Source organism: Morganella psychrotolerans (genome assembly GCF_001676055.1).
Classification (GTDB): domain Bacteria; phylum Pseudomonadota; class Gammaproteobacteria; order Enterobacterales; family Enterobacteriaceae; genus Morganella; species Morganella psychrotolerans_B.
Genome location: NZ_LZEX01000003.1, coordinates 81,787 through 96,026 on the forward strand (window position 1 = coordinate 81,787; position 14,240 = coordinate 96,026).

General features: G+C 48.3%; 22 protein-coding genes. 18 read left to right on the forward strand and 4 right to left on the reverse strand.

What is annotated here, in order from left to right; genetic code table 11:
* Positions 1-27 precede the first annotated feature (27 nt).
* Positions 28-234, forward strand: a complete 207-nt coding sequence (locus AYY17_RS04730) for a hypothetical protein (RefSeq protein WP_067421750.1) — start codon at positions 28-30, stop codon at positions 232-234.
* Between the two features lie 45 nt (positions 235-279).
* Here the strand turns inward: AYY17_RS04730 and AYY17_RS04735 are convergent, their stop codons facing one another.
* Both AYY17_RS04735 and AYY17_RS04740 read right to left on the reverse strand, forming a co-directional pair.
* Positions 280-1,284, reverse strand: coding sequence for a ParB/RepB/Spo0J family partition protein (locus AYY17_RS04735; protein WP_067421752.1), 1,005 nt, complete (start codon positions 1,282-1,284; stop codon positions 280-282).
* 5 nt (positions 1,285-1,289) lie between these two features.
* A complete protein-coding gene (locus AYY17_RS04740) occupies positions 1,290-2,153 on the reverse strand; it encodes a ParA family protein (protein ID WP_067421754.1) in 864 nt (287 codons plus the stop codon).
* 423 nt (positions 2,154-2,576) lie between these two features.
* Between AYY17_RS04740 and AYY17_RS04745 the strand changes: the two genes are divergently transcribed.
* From AYY17_RS04745 to AYY17_RS04820, 17 genes are all read left to right on the forward strand, one after another.
* Positions 2,577-2,846: a hypothetical protein gene (locus tag AYY17_RS04745; RefSeq protein ID WP_067421756.1), complete on the forward strand. Its 270-nt coding sequence runs from the start codon at positions 2,577-2,579 to the stop codon at positions 2,844-2,846.
* Positions 2,843-3,088 carry a hypothetical protein gene (locus AYY17_RS04750; RefSeq protein ID WP_067421758.1) on the forward strand — a complete coding sequence of 82 codons (246 nt, stop codon included), beginning with the start codon at positions 2,843-2,845 and terminating at the stop codon, positions 3,086-3,088. The genes AYY17_RS04745 and AYY17_RS04750 overlap by 4 nt, the downstream gene beginning before the upstream one ends.
* 115 nt (positions 3,089-3,203) lie before the next feature.
* A complete protein-coding gene (locus AYY17_RS04755) occupies positions 3,204-3,548 on the forward strand; it encodes a hypothetical protein (RefSeq protein ID WP_067421760.1) in 345 nt (114 codons plus the stop codon).
* A 56-nt stretch (positions 3,549-3,604) separates the two neighbouring features.
* On the forward strand, positions 3,605-3,886 hold the full coding sequence (locus AYY17_RS04760; protein WP_067421762.1) for a hypothetical protein: 282 nt from the start codon (positions 3,605-3,607) through the stop codon (positions 3,884-3,886).
* 199 nt (positions 3,887-4,085) lie between these two features.
* On the forward strand, positions 4,086-4,355 hold the full coding sequence (locus AYY17_RS04765; protein ID WP_156656641.1) for a hypothetical protein: 270 nt from the start codon (positions 4,086-4,088) through the stop codon (positions 4,353-4,355).
* 17 nt (positions 4,356-4,372) lie between these two features.
* Positions 4,373-4,681: a hypothetical protein gene (locus AYY17_RS04770; RefSeq protein ID WP_067421764.1), complete on the forward strand. Its 309-nt coding sequence runs from the start codon at positions 4,373-4,375 to the stop codon at positions 4,679-4,681.
* A 207-nt stretch (positions 4,682-4,888) separates the two neighbouring features.
* Positions 4,889-6,949 carry an ATP-dependent DNA helicase DinG gene (dinG, locus tag AYY17_RS04775; protein WP_067421766.1) on the forward strand — a complete coding sequence of 687 codons (2,061 nt, stop codon included), beginning with the start codon at positions 4,889-4,891 and terminating at the stop codon, positions 6,947-6,949.
* Positions 6,950-6,987: 38 nt separating this feature from the next.
* The gene (locus AYY17_RS04780) at positions 6,988-7,668 is read left to right on the forward strand and encodes a hypothetical protein (RefSeq protein WP_067421768.1); all 681 of its coding nucleotides are present in this window, start codon (positions 6,988-6,990) and stop codon (positions 7,666-7,668) included.
* Between the two features lie 13 nt (positions 7,669-7,681).
* Positions 7,682-8,050, forward strand: coding sequence for a hypothetical protein (locus AYY17_RS04785; protein ID WP_067421770.1), 369 nt, complete (start codon positions 7,682-7,684; stop codon positions 8,048-8,050).
* A 126-nt stretch (positions 8,051-8,176) separates the two neighbouring features.
* Positions 8,177-8,488: a hypothetical protein gene (locus tag AYY17_RS21820; RefSeq protein WP_067421772.1), complete on the forward strand. Its 312-nt coding sequence runs from the start codon at positions 8,177-8,179 to the stop codon at positions 8,486-8,488.
* Between the two features lie 105 nt (positions 8,489-8,593).
* Positions 8,594-8,956 (forward strand): glutaredoxin domain-containing protein, encoded by a 363-nt coding sequence (locus AYY17_RS04795; RefSeq protein WP_082981280.1) that lies wholly within the window; start codon positions 8,594-8,596, stop codon positions 8,954-8,956.
* A gap of 13 nt (positions 8,957-8,969) precedes the next feature.
* Positions 8,970-9,374 carry a hypothetical protein gene (locus AYY17_RS04800; protein ID WP_067421776.1) on the forward strand — a complete coding sequence of 135 codons (405 nt, stop codon included), beginning with the start codon at positions 8,970-8,972 and terminating at the stop codon, positions 9,372-9,374.
* A gap of 93 nt (positions 9,375-9,467) precedes the next feature.
* Positions 9,468-9,632, forward strand: coding sequence for a hypothetical protein (locus AYY17_RS21480; protein WP_156656642.1), 165 nt, complete (start codon positions 9,468-9,470; stop codon positions 9,630-9,632).
* A 9-nt stretch (positions 9,633-9,641) separates the two neighbouring features.
* The gene (locus AYY17_RS04805; protein WP_082981281.1) at positions 9,642-10,571 is read left to right on the forward strand and encodes a DNA cytosine methyltransferase; all 930 of its coding nucleotides are present in this window, start codon (positions 9,642-9,644) and stop codon (positions 10,569-10,571) included.
* A gap of 130 nt (positions 10,572-10,701) precedes the next feature.
* A complete protein-coding gene (locus tag AYY17_RS04810; RefSeq protein ID WP_067421778.1) occupies positions 10,702-11,280 on the forward strand; it encodes a hypothetical protein in 579 nt (192 codons plus the stop codon).
* Positions 11,267-12,040 carry a hypothetical protein gene (locus AYY17_RS04815; protein WP_067421780.1) on the forward strand — a complete coding sequence of 258 codons (774 nt, stop codon included), beginning with the start codon at positions 11,267-11,269 and terminating at the stop codon, positions 12,038-12,040. The genes AYY17_RS04810 and AYY17_RS04815 overlap by 14 nt, the downstream gene beginning before the upstream one ends.
* Entirely contained in the window at positions 12,037-12,366 is a 330-nt protein-coding gene (locus AYY17_RS04820; RefSeq protein WP_067421782.1) for a hypothetical protein, read from the forward strand. Before AYY17_RS04815 ends, AYY17_RS04820 begins: the two co-directional genes overlap by 4 nt.
* A 108-nt stretch (positions 12,367-12,474) precedes the next feature.
* On the opposite strand, the gene AYY17_RS04825 is transcribed toward AYY17_RS04820, so the two are convergent.
* Together AYY17_RS04825 and AYY17_RS04830 are read right to left on the reverse strand one after the other, a co-directional pair.
* Entirely contained in the window at positions 12,475-13,539 is a 1,065-nt protein-coding gene (locus AYY17_RS04825) for a hypothetical protein (RefSeq protein WP_067421784.1), read from the reverse strand.
* A 169-nt stretch (positions 13,540-13,708) separates the two neighbouring features.
* Positions 13,709-14,080, reverse strand: a complete 372-nt coding sequence (locus tag AYY17_RS04830; protein ID WP_067421786.1) for a hypothetical protein — start codon at positions 14,078-14,080, stop codon at positions 13,709-13,711.
* Between the last annotated feature and the right edge of the window lie 160 nt (positions 14,081-14,240).

The window sequence follows — 14,240 nt, forward strand, 5'->3', positions numbered from 1 at the left end:
TCCGTTACTTACAGTGAGGTTCCGATTATGGCTCATATTCAATTCAATAACGCGCAGGAACAAGCGCTCTTCGATGCTCTACTGGCAAGCGCCCTTAATGGGGTATCTACTTCGATTTGGGATCAAAATAGACCCAACGCCCCGCGACAAGAAGACGTGGCGAACGTGGCTTTTGCTCTGGCCGCTGATGCGTTTGAACTGAGAAGGAAATACTGCAAGGTTACAGGGGAGTAGTTCTGAAAAGAGAGGCCACGGGAACCCGTGGTCTCTGAAGCGCAATTAACCCTTAATGACGCCTTGAACAATGAGGCTGGCTGCATCCACAGATACATCACCTTCCACTGTTCTGACCCATACCTTGTGATCTGCATCTGGTGCGCGGTCTGTCACTATCGTACCGACCTGACCGTCGAACTGAACTTGCACACTCCAAACTGGACTTGCGTTTGCCGCTTTTTTCTTGTTTTTGCTGGTGGATTTCGCATGCGAAATTTTACCGTTCTTTTTGCTCTTCAGCCTATCCAACTCGCCTTTCGCGTCTGTGCGGGTAAGCCCTGAAGTGCGTGCCTGGGACGTTAGCTTGTCGGTGACTTGCGGGCTAAGCTCACTTATCTGAGTTAGCGTATACGCGAGATCAATATCAGAAGTGACCCCGTCACGTAATAACTTGATCACGGATTCCGGAGCGTCAACCAAGCGCAGGTGTTTGCTGATGTATGAGGTTGGCTTCCCCACGGTCTTAGCGATGTCCTCTCCTGACATATTGTGAAGGCGTTTCAGCTCGTCAAAGGCCAGTGCAGTCGCCAGTGGTTTAAGGCCAGACTGCTGAAGGTTTTCTATCAGCTGACCAATGATGCGCATCTTGTCGTCTTTGGGTGGAGTACCGACATAGATATCAATGTGTGAATCACCACGCTTCTTAGCGCTTCTCCAGCGTGTTTCCCCCATCCAGATACGGTAACCATTTCGGTCGCGAGGAAAGCAGCGCGGCGGTGTGAGGATACCTACTGTTACAAACGAGTCGGCCATGCCATCAATCACTTCATCATCAAAATCCTGATCTGGACGAACCTGAGTTTCTGCGTAAACTTCGGTTATCGGGACACGGACGATTTGACCTTCAGCCTCAATTTCTGGCCGAGCTATATCACTCATGATCTGGTGAGCCATCCCGTCCCGTTTATCAAATTCAGGGGACTTGTTCTCAATTACCTGATTCACGCCCTCAACGGCAGCTGAGTTCTGCTTATTCTTCATGAGTGCTTTGAATGATTTTTTCGCCATCTGAATTACCCTACCAATTGAACTATTTTTTCTGCTAATGCTTGATACTGGATCGCAGGTCTAGATTTAGAGTCGTATTCGCGGAATGTCAGGCCAAGCTCTATAGCCTCTTTCGCGGTTGCCTGTGCGAAGGAGATATAGGCAAGGATGTAGTCTTTGTTGTAGCCCTTCGATTCGAGTATCTCCACCAGCATGTTTAGGTTGTGCGTATCTACTGCGCCCAGGTAACCGTCAAACAACGGTTTACTGTAGTTGGAGACTGTGGCTTGTGTAATGTACGTGCCGAGAAAATGCAGTTTCGGGTTGTAGTTCTTTTTGATTTTCTGCATGTAAGTGATCTGCTTCGCCACAGCGTTACGGGATTGTTTCTCCAGTAGCGTTGGGATCAGCAAGTAATCTGCTGCCATGTGGCTGGCAACCATCACGTTTGAATACGAAGGTGCGGAGTCGATAAGGATGTAGTCGTAATACTCTTTCAACTGCAACATGCGATCACGAAAATCGAACATACAATCTGAGTGACGATAGTTAATTTCATTCAGTTCGCTGGTGGAGCCGAGGAAGTGACGACCGTCTTTAAGCTCTATGGGCTGTATAGTGGAATCAGGGATAAACAACTGGTAGGTATTAGCCTCCCCAGGTGTGAATTCATTCTTCAGCGGTTCGCGTTCAATCTCAAGAGGAAGCTCATCAGGAAAGGTTCTTTCAGTCAGGCCGGTCGTCCAGTCGGCGTCTATCATTAGCACTTTCTTGCCTGCCATTTGAAGGTCATAGGCAATTTCATTTGTGGATTGAGATTTGACCACACCACCTTTTTGACTGCATACAACGATTAGTTTACCCAACGGCTTATCAGCTTTTTTTTCCATGTTCTTTCCTTTAAATTTCGCATGCGAAATTCGGTATAGAAAAATAACGCCCCCCGGTTCTGGCGAGGTTTAGTCTAGTGCTAAACAACCACCAAATGCAGGGATTTGCTCGCTATACCGATAATCGTTATTCTTGAAATTATTCATCTTCTTTTTTAATCATACCATGCTCGTAATAAATATTAACCAGTGTGGTAGATATATTTGACGCCTCACGTTCTACAATGCACTGAAGATGATATTTCGCATGCGAAATTTTGGGCTGAAAACAGTTTTTGGAGTGACGCTCTGAATAGATTTCGCATGCGAAATAATTAAATCCACCAGCTATGTCGTGACTTGAAAAGATTATTTATTTTGAGCTATTTGTCGGCGGACTGTGTTGGTCGATACTGATATCAGATACCCCTTGCGGAGATGCACATGATTATCGGTTCACGCTCTTTCCTGATAAACCACCTGCTGAAAAACTTCACAGATGACCAATCAATCGCGCTCGACATGCTGACCATTGAAAACGTGGGAGAGATAGAAGCTGACCTATCCCTGGAACGCCCATTAACTGAAGGTGAGCGAGTTCACGTTCTGAGTTCGGTAGTGGAAAACTACGATGTGAATACCGGTGCAGGCTTTGACCACGTCCGCAATGAGATCGCCTCTCTACGCATCCCACAAAAGGAAGTCACGCAATGAATACTGGTTTGAAAACCTATTACTGCATGTTGCCCAACGGAAAGGTGCAAGCTCATCAATCTCCGTGGAAACCAACCCATGCAGTGGCTGCGCGAAACGAGTCGAGAGACTGGTATGCACATTCGTGGTGTTCATCTCAATTAGCAGCTGAGCGCTGTTATGAATTGACCCAGCAAGAGCAGGGCGTGAAAGTGGAGGTTCTGCGCGTCACTGATGAGGAGCCTGAGAAGTTGCCGTTTTAATTCTTTTTTAAAAATAGTAATTTTTCTGACCTTTCCGCTTCGTCAGCGGTGAGTGCTGGGTGATACTGGATTCAGAAGAGGTAAACAAAACGAATAACTTAAACGGGGAAATATCATGTCACTGAATCCAACTCTCGTCGCGATGTTCATCTTCAGCAGCTTCAACGAAACTCGTGTTCCTCTCATTAAGCAGGACGATGATGCTCAAGCGCGCATCGACTTTAACGTAGCTGGTGGCGGTGAAATTGAGTGCGCGGATTGGATCCGTGAGCTGGCAATCGACATCGTTGAAGAGTGCGACGAAACCTTCATCAGCAAAGAAGGTCCGGGTATCTGGTATTACGAAGTTGCTGAAGTCATCGGGGCCAAGATCGTAAACGATGCAAACGAAGGACACGTTTACCAATGTGACATCGTTAAGTTTGCGCTGGAGCAGACCATTGCGTGGGTTAACTCCTGAAGTTCATCCACCAGCCGCCTGCGGGCGGCTTCACTCTATCCACTGAGAGCTAAGCAATGGTTATTAGTAAACTCAAGGCAGGCGACACTGTCTGGTCAATCTCACGCACTAAGATGGGAAACACGAACATCCCCACCGTATCCGTTCACCCTATCCAGATCATCGAGGTCAACGAGACCAGCGTTGTTGCAAGCTGGAATCACAACGCGCCAAAACGGTTCGGTCTGAATACGATTAAGGGCTGGAAGAAAGAGAAGCCTGTACTCATCAAACAGTTGTTCGGTAGTCAACGGCTAGCTACCAAGGCCGAGATAGCTGAACTGAAATCCAAGGGGTGACCCCCTGCTTTCACTCCAACCATAAAGCCGCCTAAACTGGCGGTTTTATGTTGCCAAACGCTTTATCAGGCGTGCTTTACGAGGATAATGAATACATGGATGCAGCCAAGGTGGCGAAAGCGAAATGCGTGTCATGAATTTGGCTATATTTCGCATGCGAAATCTCTCAAATAACAATGGTAGGGTGCTCATGCAGTTCATGAAGACTTCTTACAACTTTGCCAAGCGTCGCGGCCTTACGCTCACCACTGAGCGTATAGACGGTGCCTACTTACTTTGCATCTGGGAAGAAAACAACGACAGCGAATGGTTGTGTAGTTATGACGTGCTCGCCGATCGTCTGACCTACCGGGGAAATGTCTATCTACCCCTGGAATGTGTGAGCGCCCTGCCGAAAATCATTACCGACGAAAACCAGCTGTGCGCGGTGATCACCTTGATTGCCGATACATTGAAAACCACAGCCTGAAACAGGAAATGAAAATCATGAAAACGTGGATGCCGAACGAAAACATTACTCAGGTCATGCTAGCATTTGGCCCTCCTGACATTGAGAAGTTCTTACCGAAGTGGGATCTCATCCCGGACGAATTCAAGCAAGGTAAAAATCCCTGGGTTGCCTTCGTTGAGCGTTGGTTTTACCAAGGGCTTGAATGTCCACCTGCGGCAAAGGAAGGTGTTGACCTGAAGTATGCATTGGCGCATATCGTGGTGATCCTGAAAAGCTTCGATCCAAAGCAAGAACGCAAAATTGCTGGGTGCGCATACCTCGCTTCGTTGTGGTTTGTCTGCTGAGTTAGTCGTCCAAATTTCGCATGCGAAATGTTTACTTTCCCTGAGAGCCAAAACACGATTTCGCATGCGAAACATTTCAATTCCATTCTCAATTTCGCATGCGAAATGTCTGCTGAAATGCCGTCTGTTTATTTCCCATAATCGCTTTGTCATTGCTGGTGGTACGGTAAAATTAACCCAGTAAATAAAAATCTATGGGATATCGTCATGAGCAACAAAAACAAACTGACCGCTGAGCAACAGACGGCCATCGCGTACAGCAACTTCCTTACCTCGAAGGGGCTGAAGCCGCGTGCGGGTCAGCAAGACATGATCCGCTTTTGCTCAACCCTGATTAACGATATCCCGAAGGATAATGATAAGCCTGTCGTCGGTGTGGTTGAAGCTGGTACCGGCACTGGTAAAACGCTGGGATACTGCTTACCACTGATCCCACTAGCGAAAGAAAAGGGCAAGACCCTCATTTTATCTACGGCTACCGTTGCGCTCCAGGAGCAGGTTGTTGTCAAAGACCTGCCGGAAATCCAAAGCCAAGGTGGTTTGAAATTCACTTATGCAATGGCGAAAGGTCGAGGTCGTTACTTCTGCCGTTTGCGTTACGATGCGCACGTAGATGCGGAATTGAATGCCTATGGGTATGTCCGCGATGACATGAACAGTCTGGGTGCTGAATTTCAAAGTGGTGAATGGACGGGGGAGCGTGATACATATCCGCTGGAACTGTCGGACAAGTCATGGAACAAAGTCAACGCAGTCGCCAGCCAGTGCCCTAAGATTAAATGCCCTCATTACAAATCATGCCCCTTCTTTGCCGCGCGCAGCCGACTGGAAGAAGTGGATGTAGTGATAGCTAACCACGATATCGTCCTGAGCGATCTGTCTTTGGGGGGTGGCGTTATCCTGCCGGTACCGAAAGAAGCCATCTACATATTTGACGAAGGGCATCACCTGACCAGCAAAGCCATTGAGCATTTTGCCGCTAACGCCTCGTTGGATAATACAGCGCGCTGGTTGGGCGAAGTCAGTGACATGGTCATGGATATGCAGACCCCTTATGGCGAGAAGATGAATGACCACGTTTACAAGCTGGTGGGATTGGCGTCGGATACTGCCACTGAGCTGATGTCAGTTCGGGGTACCCTTTTATCTTCTCTGAGCTTCCGGAACGACCACGGTAGCATTGACGTCTATCGTTTCCCTGAGGGCGATGTCCCTGCGGATGTACGCGACCTATTCAAAAACGGCATCTATCTGACAAACCAAATGCAGATCTTGGTTGAGAAAATGACGACTATTATCGACGAGGCAGGGGATAAAGTGCAGGCCGATGATAATGCCAAGCACAAGATGGCGATTGGTGATTTGAAAAACCGTCTGGAAAACTTGTTGGATGCCCTGCAACGATTCTCTGCACCCACGAGAAAGGGTGATAGCACCGTGCCCGTTGCTCGCTGGGTGAACATTAAGCGTGACAACAAATCTGAAGTCATCATTCACAGCAGCCCGGTACATGCCGGTGAGCATCTGAACAGAGAGTTGTGGCAAGAAGCGCATGGAGTGATCATCACGTCAGCGACGCTGCGGACGATGGGTAACTTCGATGCCTACCTGAATGAAGCGGGTTTGGAAAAGGACACACCGACCTTACTGGCGAAAAGCCCGTTTGATTACGAGAACAACGGTGTGCTGTTCGTGCCGAAGATGCGCAGCACGCCGAAGAATGCAGAAGCGCACACAAACGAACTGATCGAGTTGTTGCCTAAATTAGTGCTGCGACGTAAAGGGTGCCTGGTGCTCTTTTCATCCCGCAAGCAAATGACCGAGGTGTGTGCCGGTATGCCGGAGGATGTGAAAGAATGCATCCTGATGCAAACAACAATGCCTAAATCAGAAATCGTGTCACGTCACAAGTTACGTATTGATCGCGGTGAGCCGAGCATTATTTTCGGGATGGCGTCCTTCAGTGAGGGTGTGGACTTGCCAGGGGATTATTGTGACAACGTGATTATTGCCAAGCTGCCGTTTAGCGTGCCAAGTGACCCGGTCAGCCAGACGATGACGGAGTGGATGGAGAAAGCAGGGCGGAACACCTTTGAGGAAATTACGGTACCGCAGGCATGCATCAAACTTATCCAGGCAGTAGGTCGTCTTATCCGTACTGAGTCCGATACCGGTGCAGTAACCATTCTGGACTCTCGTATCAAGAACACTCGATACGGTCAGAGCATTCTGGATTCACTTCCGCCGTTTCGTCGTGTGATCCGTTAATGGTATAGTGGTAAACAAAACGAATGCATGGGTGTGTCATGGAAAAATACGAAGGCGTCATCACGGTGGTATTTCAGTTCGTCGGTAAGGTCGCTGCGCCCTTCGCCACCAGCAACCTGTTTGCCGAAAACTTACTGAAAGGTGAGAAGCTGTGGAATGACCCAGGAACGACTGGCAACCTGATGCTTCAAAAAATTCTGGCTGAGCAGGGCGCGGCTGATCCCAATGATGGCAAGATTCACACCCGAACTGCGGAATTGGAAACGCACAGTGAACGCATGGCCTTCCAGAAGTTGGTGGGATTGCCTCCGTACAGTGATTTAACTAATGCTGTGGCTATTCTGATCGGCGGGTTAGAGAGGGCAGGGCGGTTGATGAGTGTGAAGACAACGTCCGCTACTCCGTTACCCAATGGAGAAACCATCATTTCAACCCGTGATGCTCAGCGCCGTTTATTCTTCATGAACCAGCACGGCATTTGCTTCACGGTAGATAGCCAATTGTTGATTGCTGTCGATAAACTGGAAGACGCAAAGTTCTTCGCCACTGAAGAAGAGTTGGATGCGGCTGGAGTTGCGCGCTGGGGAGAGAACGGCACAGGCCGTTGGCGGGTGCTGGTGGCTACGATCGGTGAAGAGATTTGCGGTCTCTTCGAGTTCGGTGAAATGACCTCCCTGGGTAAGAGACCGGAAGGGCGGATTAACGAACTGTCGATGTAAGGCCAACTCCATCATGTTTAGAAAGCACCTTTTTTGGTGCTTTTTTTTGTTTTTGCTATTCGTCAGCGGTGAGGGTGGGGTGATACTGGTTGCAAGTAAACAAAACAAACAACACAAAGGGATCATCATGAACAATCTTCTTTCTGCTCTGCGTTCCACTGCTCAGGTTCAGCCTGATATCGCAATCCCATCTTCAGGCAAAGTAACTGGCTTCCTGTTCGATGCGTCAAAGATTGGTGGTTTCCGGGGTGAGCACATCGCCGTCTATCCTGCCTGGTCAAAAGCTAACTCACACGGAGTAGCTGGCAATGATGTTTCTCTTAGTGGTGGACGTTCACTTTTTTTCATCCCGACTTCTGGCACTTCAAGCCCTACGCTCTGAAATTGAATCACGCTTCGCTGCCCAGCTTCAGGCCATTGATAACGTGATCGCTGAGGCGGAGAGTCGCCCGTAACCCCCCACATTTCGCATGCGAAATAATACCCGATAACAGAAAAGGAATAGGCTATGCAGACTCATGAATTAGTCACCAAGGCAGAACAACTGATCCAGCGCAAGGATGGGGCACAGGCGAAAATTGTTGCTACCGCGATGTTCGGTACTGGCCTGCATATGTCGGTCGATGTCTTCGTGCTGCGCCGTGACAATGCAGAACAGAATTGGCAGCTTTGCAGCGACAAGCCACACCCAGACTTCAAGACCATGTCTCGCGAAGATTATGTGAAGTTTGGGCGCTCTGAAATGCTGCGAACGGTAACCGCTGGTGAGCTGTTGAAAGTCACTGGGATGATTGGTCAACCCATTGCTAACTACCAATAAACGTCAACCCGAAACGATGTCATGAAATCATTCAAAAAAGCATCTTAAAAAGTGCTTTTTTTCTGCCAAAATCCTTCGTCAGCGGTTGGGGGCAGGGGATACTGAATGCAAGAAAACAAACCAATAACAGGGGTCACCATGAAAGTCATTGTCTTCAGTCTGCCGAATTGCCAGCCTTGCCGAATGACCAAAGAGCGCCTTACCGCGAACGGAATTGAATTCGTGGAAGGTAGCATCGAAAAGCATCGTGAGCTGTTTCGTAGCATGGGTTTCAAATCGGCCCCTGTGGTGCTGGTGGAACCTGATACAGGTATGGCGCTTTCCTGGTCTGGATATCGACCTGAATTTATCAAAGCACTGATCGAAGGCAAGCCCGAAGGTTATGGCATTACGGGTTATGCCCGGATGCGTATTGTTATCGAAATGCGTGAGCCTGAACTGTTTGCGGCTCCTGGTGAACCGAAGTAGGAAGGGGTAGAACGTGAGCCATCAAACTATCGCAATCCCACCAGCATTAGGTCTGCAACCACCAAGTGGTGCGGATGTCGTTTTGCTGTCGGAGCTGACTGAAGCCCTGCTGGTAGCTGAGATTAATGTCGCTGTGACGCTGGAGCCGATCGCCTGGACTCCGCCTTCTGGCCGTGCGGTGATGTACCGACAGGATGCAATCGAAGCACTGTTTAAAGCAGGGATCCCAGTTGACGCTGGTGAGGTTTTGTCGGCCACCAGCAATGACACTCAGCCGATCGACGATGCAGAGCTCGAAGCTTTGTTGGATATGCGTGAAGACATGGGTGGCACTGACTCGTTTTACAAGGCGCTAGATGGCGCACTGGATGGTATTTTGTCACGGTTATATGCGGCTGAGCGAAACGCTAAGCATTAACAACAATTGGGGTAAAGCATGTTGTATGGGCCAAATGGTATCTCCAAGTTAGTTTCAACGCAGGTATTCGGTACGGATGGGGGTTCCTTGTCTGTGGCTAACCTGATCATCCTGGGTTTATTGCTGGTGTTAATGCTGTGGTTTGTCTACCAAGTAGTGCGTGACAAAATCATTCCCGTTTGGGTGCGAGTCATGCTGACGCTGTCCGTTTCCTGTATGTGGGTGACCGTTGCCCGCATCCTGTATCGTAATGTTTGAGGGTTGAGCATGTCACCTGTACTGATGAACAGCTATTTTTGCGGTGCCGGGCTGATGGACATTGGCCTGATGAAAGCAGGTATTCAGATTGCCCAGTCATTCGAACTGGACAAAGATGCTGTTAAAACTTATCGCCACAACCTGGGCGACCATATCAAGCACTGCGATATCACGCAGGAACAAGTGCTGGGACAGGACAGCTGTCATGGCATGTCTTTCACGTATCCTTGCACGAAATACTCTGCGATCGGCGATATCCACGGCACCCGCACTGGTGACGAGCTCTTCCTGCATGCTCTGCGTCATCTGGCCGTTGCCCGGCCTGAATTCTACGTGATTGAGAACGTGCCGGGCATGCAAGCTTTTCCGATCGTCATGGAAGCCATGACCAAGCTGGCGGGCTATTTCATTCAGGTGTTCTGCCCCGTGAAATCTGAACTGTGGGTGCCACAACGTCGGCATCGCCTGATTATCATCGGTACGCGTCGGCCATTTGATATTAGACCGCCTGAAAATGCGCGCCCAATCCCTCTTAGTGCGATTTTAGAGGATAACCCGACCGTTCGTATCCCTAAGTCGGTAGAAACGCGCCTACGTGGCGGATATCGCGATGCACCTATCATTAGCGATCCGGCAAAGGGTGATATTGCACCGACCTGCGTTGCACATTACTCCCGCGACCGCTCAACGCGACTCGTGGTCGATAAACGCTTCCCGCTAGGTGTGCGTCCGTACTCTGTGCGTGAATACGCACGTTTGCAGGGTGTGCCTGACTGGTTTGAGTTCCCAGTGTGCGATACCTCAGCATATAAGCAGATCGGCAACGGGGTCAGTACCTACGTCGGCGAATGGATCGGTAATGAAATGATCCGCTACATGGCGCAGGTGCGTGACAAGTTATCCAGGGGTATCTATCGACCGGGAAGGCTGCTTCAGTAATGAAAAGCTATGATCTGAAGTTCTATCGTGAATTGCGTGCCGATGGCTATGTCGCTATCGCGGCGCTGTATTATGCCCGTAAAGCAAATTACGGGTACTGACATCCACCATACACTGGAAAAACAAAGCCATGACTACTGAGCAGAAATCGTCGCTCGCTACCGGCGCACCTCTGAACGCAGAAACCTGGGCAGACTTCGTGTCCCGCCTGAAATATCACTGTGTTGGAAAGGGTACGGATGAACACTGCACCGCTGACCCGCTGTTTGTCGTGCAAAGAAAGCGTCTGATCACTGGTCTGGATATGGACTATGTCGAAGACTGGCTGGTGGCCGTGGATGATGCCAGATGGTTTAGCCCGCAGGAATACTGGGATGACCTGGATTCAGAAGAGCGGGAAGCGCTTAATCAAAAATGCCAGACCGAGTACCGGGCTGATTTTCTGGCTATTCGCCTCGACCAGCAATGGGATGTGCTCGGCGAGTTGCCTGAGCACACCGTAACTGGCTACGTCTGGGAGTGGGAGTACGTCAACGCGCACCTCACTCGCGAAGCGGCGGACGCCTTCATTCAACGCAAAAAGCACGACTACACCAAGTTGGAAATTTTCGTCGATTCACAGTATTGGGCGAAGGAATTCAACACCATCCGCGACGCCATTTTGACTGGCAAACTGGTTTATCAGGAGAAAAAAGATGACAGTAATTGAGATCCAAGGCCTGCTGGACGACAAGTGTATCCCACGCGATATGCGGGTCAACGAAACGCTGGTCAATTACCTGGCACGTAAACTGGCTGAAGGTGAGCGATTGCGCACTGAGAACATCCAGCTGGTGGAAGAGCTCAAACGCGTGACCGACGGTTTGGAGTTCTTCTCGTACAGCACCGACGGCGGTTACGATCAGCACGACAGCGCCGAAAAAGCCCGGCAAGCCGCTGAAGAACACATCGACTACTACCGGGGTGAGGCCTGTGACGGTTGGTCTGATGAAACCGACCAGGTAGTGTGGGGTATCGTCGTGCAACGTGCCTGTCAGACCGATCTGCGCGAAGTGGGGCCGGAAGATAGCGTGGGCAGTCACATCACTCAGGTCTGTGACTACGCGTTGATGCCTGCGCTGGAAAACAGCCCGACCAAAGGCTACGTCCCGGCGTCTGAAGTTGAACACCTGATGGCTGAAGGTAAAATGCTGAAAGACGCTCATGCCGCCATTCTTGAGCACATCGACGTGACGGACAAAGGCCTGGCAGGTACTGCGGCCATGATCGCCAACGATGCACTCAACAATACGGACTACCAGGCGATTGAACGCGGCCTGCGGAAAATCAGGAAGGATTCCATCGTCGAAGCCGCACACCATGCTGGTGAAATCGCGCAGAAAATGACGCGTGAAAGTAGTAAGGAAGTGGTCAAAGCCGTTGGTCGTCGCCTCTTGGTGCTAGCGGAACATGTAGGGAACGGCCAATGACCGAACTGAAGGCAAAGCTGCGCCGGATATTCGACGGCGATGACATCGACTGCGTGCGTGACCGTACTGGCAAAAGCGACGACTACTGCGAAGGCTTTGTTGACGGTATGAACGATGCGCTTAACCAGCTGGCTGAAGGCGTTGCGCCTATGCTGGCAGGGGCTGAAATCACAGGGCTGGAAAGCTTTGTTGCTCGCATGTACCAGCGAGCGAACCAGCTGGTGGACGACGGCCTGAGCACAACGCTGATTAACCAGGCGCGCTCTGCTGCTGTATTGGCCGAACAGATGATCACCGAACTGAAAGGTGAAGGTGCTCCGCCATAACAAAGTCCAAAGCCGTGACCTGAAAAGCAATAGGGGCGAAAGCCCCTTTTCGTATTGTACTCGTAGAAATAAAAACACTTGTAGAAGTATTAGGCACAGCTATTTAGGTTAGGGGAATATACGACCTTGTTGGATCTCAAACCTTTTTGTATAACAATGCATCATCAGATCTCTATTTGTTTGATAGGGCTCTCCTGCATTTTTACTTACCAAGGCAATATCCTTAAATGATGTTTTATTTAAAAACCCATCATCTAATCGTGATGAAAAATTAATGAATTTTGTAATATATTTATTTTCATATAATTGCTGTATTTCTGCCTTTGCAAGACATTCAATATGCTCACCACAACATTTTAAAAACTCATCCTTCTCCGATTCATTAAATTCAGGAAACATATCAAAATCTACTTTCCAATCGTCATATATTCGAATCTGATTCCAAGCATGATGTTCCATTCCATGAGCCATTATGAAAAATTTAAATGAATCTGTGAATGTTGATGCTGGAAGGACATAATATTCAAGGTCATCATAGACCGTTATTTCAACAAACTCATGGTATTCATTATCAGGTACAATTATGAATGCTATATCTTCAAAATCAAATTTAACGTTTTTGTTTATACGCCATTCTTTTTCCCAACGCATATCATAACTAGGCCCCCAAGCCTCTAATGTAAAGGGCTCGTTAAAAACTAATCGACGAATTGAAATTTCATCTTCTTCATTGATGTACCTAACGGGCCTCATTCCCAAGGATTGAAGAAAATCATGATAGAAAACAATTCCATACTCAGAGTTTCTAGCCTCAAAGTGTTGAGCAACTTCCCCTTGGGTACAATGCGCGAAACTTACAGACTTTATCTCATGAGGAAAGTCCTTTCCCTTTTTAAATTTATTAGCGTAAAAGCCCTTTGGATTTGCAGTTAGTTCTTTTTCTCTCAGCAGACTTAAGAATCTCTCTTTAGCCGATAAATCAACAATATCCTTAAACACTCGTTCTGAACCAACGCCCTTCTCATACCTACAAGATGGATCACTAACTACATGTAAAAAAAATTCAACTTGATAGTCACGGTAACGCTCTAAAATCCCTTCGAACGTTTCTATGTTAGGTTCGAAAAGATGCTTCTCTACAAAAGATATATTACCGTCATTAATAGTGATCATGTTATTTCCAATAAATTTAAACTCTAGAGACTATGCAGATAGACACAAGATTCATATTTTGACAAAAGCTGCCACCTTGTACATCTTGTGTTGGTTCAATGTGCTCTATCAAATAAGGCTTTGTTTTAGGCTTTGCAATATTAGACCATACTTAAGTTTATGTACGTTTCTAATTCATAAGATAACCGGCTTCTTTGGAAGATGCTTTCACTATAGTTTCTACAGCCAGTCGAACAGAAAATGGTATTTTATCGGTATCTAGTAAATGCACCCAGTAGCAAAGATGTGAAGCCCAAGTATCACCATTCTGTCTAGGTTCATAGTCAACGCTGAATTCCGTAATCTCTCGTCCATCATATTCCCAGTTTTCATCGGCCTCACAATAAGCAAGATATAGCTCCTTAAGCTCGTCAAAGAGAATCCCTCCTGAGATGGAGCCCCATTCTTTAATGCTTTCTCTGTGAACCATGAAGTGTTGTATCGCCGCTTTTTTGGATGGGTATTCTTGCCTACCAAACTTCACCTGAACTGATCTGCCCATAATGACCACCTAACACAATTAACCTTAATACTTCTAAGTGTATCAAAATTTAAATGAATCGGTAATTAGTAGACGCCTTCGTCAGCTGAATAGGTGGGGTGATACTGGTTCCACGGCACGCAGCACCGCCACGCAATCCATCAATAATTTATGCGCCACC

Bases quoted from the DNA above. Each gene is read 5' to 3' on its own strand.
- AYY17_RS04785 (WP_067421770.1), top strand. From the start codon at position 7,682: ATGTTTAGAAAGCACCTTTTTTGGTGCTTTTTTTTGTTTTTGCTATTC.
- AYY17_RS04755 (WP_067421760.1), top strand. From the start codon at position 3,204: ATGTCACTGAATCCAACTCTCGTCGCGATGTTCATCTTCAGCAGCTTC.
- AYY17_RS04765 (WP_156656641.1), top strand. From the start codon at position 4,086: ATGAAGACTTCTTACAACTTTGCCAAGCGTCGCGGCCTTACGCTCACC.
- AYY17_RS04770 (WP_067421764.1), top strand. From the start codon at position 4,373: ATGAAAACGTGGATGCCGAACGAAAACATTACTCAGGTCATGCTAGCA.
- AYY17_RS04735 (WP_067421752.1), bottom strand. From the start codon at position 1,284: ATGGCGAAAAAATCATTCAAAGCACTCATGAAGAATAAGCAGAACTCA.
- AYY17_RS04745 (WP_067421756.1), top strand. From the start codon at position 2,577: ATGATTATCGGTTCACGCTCTTTCCTGATAAACCACCTGCTGAAAAAC.
- AYY17_RS04740 (WP_067421754.1), bottom strand. From the start codon at position 2,153: ATGGAAAAAAAAGCTGATAAGCCGTTGGGTAAACTAATCGTTGTATGC.
- AYY17_RS04825 (WP_067421784.1), bottom strand. From the start codon at position 13,539: ATGATCACTATTAATGACGGTAATATATCTTTTGTAGAGAAGCATCTT.
- AYY17_RS04730 (WP_067421750.1), top strand. From the start codon at position 28: ATGGCTCATATTCAATTCAATAACGCGCAGGAACAAGCGCTCTTCGAT.
- AYY17_RS04805 (WP_082981281.1), top strand. From the start codon at position 9,642: ATGTCACCTGTACTGATGAACAGCTATTTTTGCGGTGCCGGGCTGATG.
- AYY17_RS04815 (WP_067421780.1), top strand. From the start codon at position 11,267: ATGACAGTAATTGAGATCCAAGGCCTGCTGGACGACAAGTGTATCCCA.
- AYY17_RS04820 (WP_067421782.1), top strand. From the start codon at position 12,037: ATGACCGAACTGAAGGCAAAGCTGCGCCGGATATTCGACGGCGATGAC.
- AYY17_RS04830 (WP_067421786.1), bottom strand. From the start codon at position 14,080: ATGGGCAGATCAGTTCAGGTGAAGTTTGGTAGGCAAGAATACCCATCC.
- AYY17_RS04780 (WP_067421768.1), top strand. From the start codon at position 6,988: ATGGAAAAATACGAAGGCGTCATCACGGTGGTATTTCAGTTCGTCGGT.
- AYY17_RS04795 (WP_082981280.1), top strand. From the start codon at position 8,594: ATGCAAGAAAACAAACCAATAACAGGGGTCACCATGAAAGTCATTGTC.
- AYY17_RS04810 (WP_067421778.1), top strand. From the start codon at position 10,702: ATGACTACTGAGCAGAAATCGTCGCTCGCTACCGGCGCACCTCTGAAC.
- AYY17_RS04760 (WP_067421762.1), top strand. From the start codon at position 3,605: ATGGTTATTAGTAAACTCAAGGCAGGCGACACTGTCTGGTCAATCTCA.
- dinG (WP_067421766.1), top strand. From the start codon at position 4,889: ATGAGCAACAAAAACAAACTGACCGCTGAGCAACAGACGGCCATCGCG.
- AYY17_RS04750 (WP_067421758.1), top strand. From the start codon at position 2,843: ATGAATACTGGTTTGAAAACCTATTACTGCATGTTGCCCAACGGAAAG.
- AYY17_RS21820 (WP_067421772.1), top strand. From the start codon at position 8,177: ATGCAGACTCATGAATTAGTCACCAAGGCAGAACAACTGATCCAGCGC.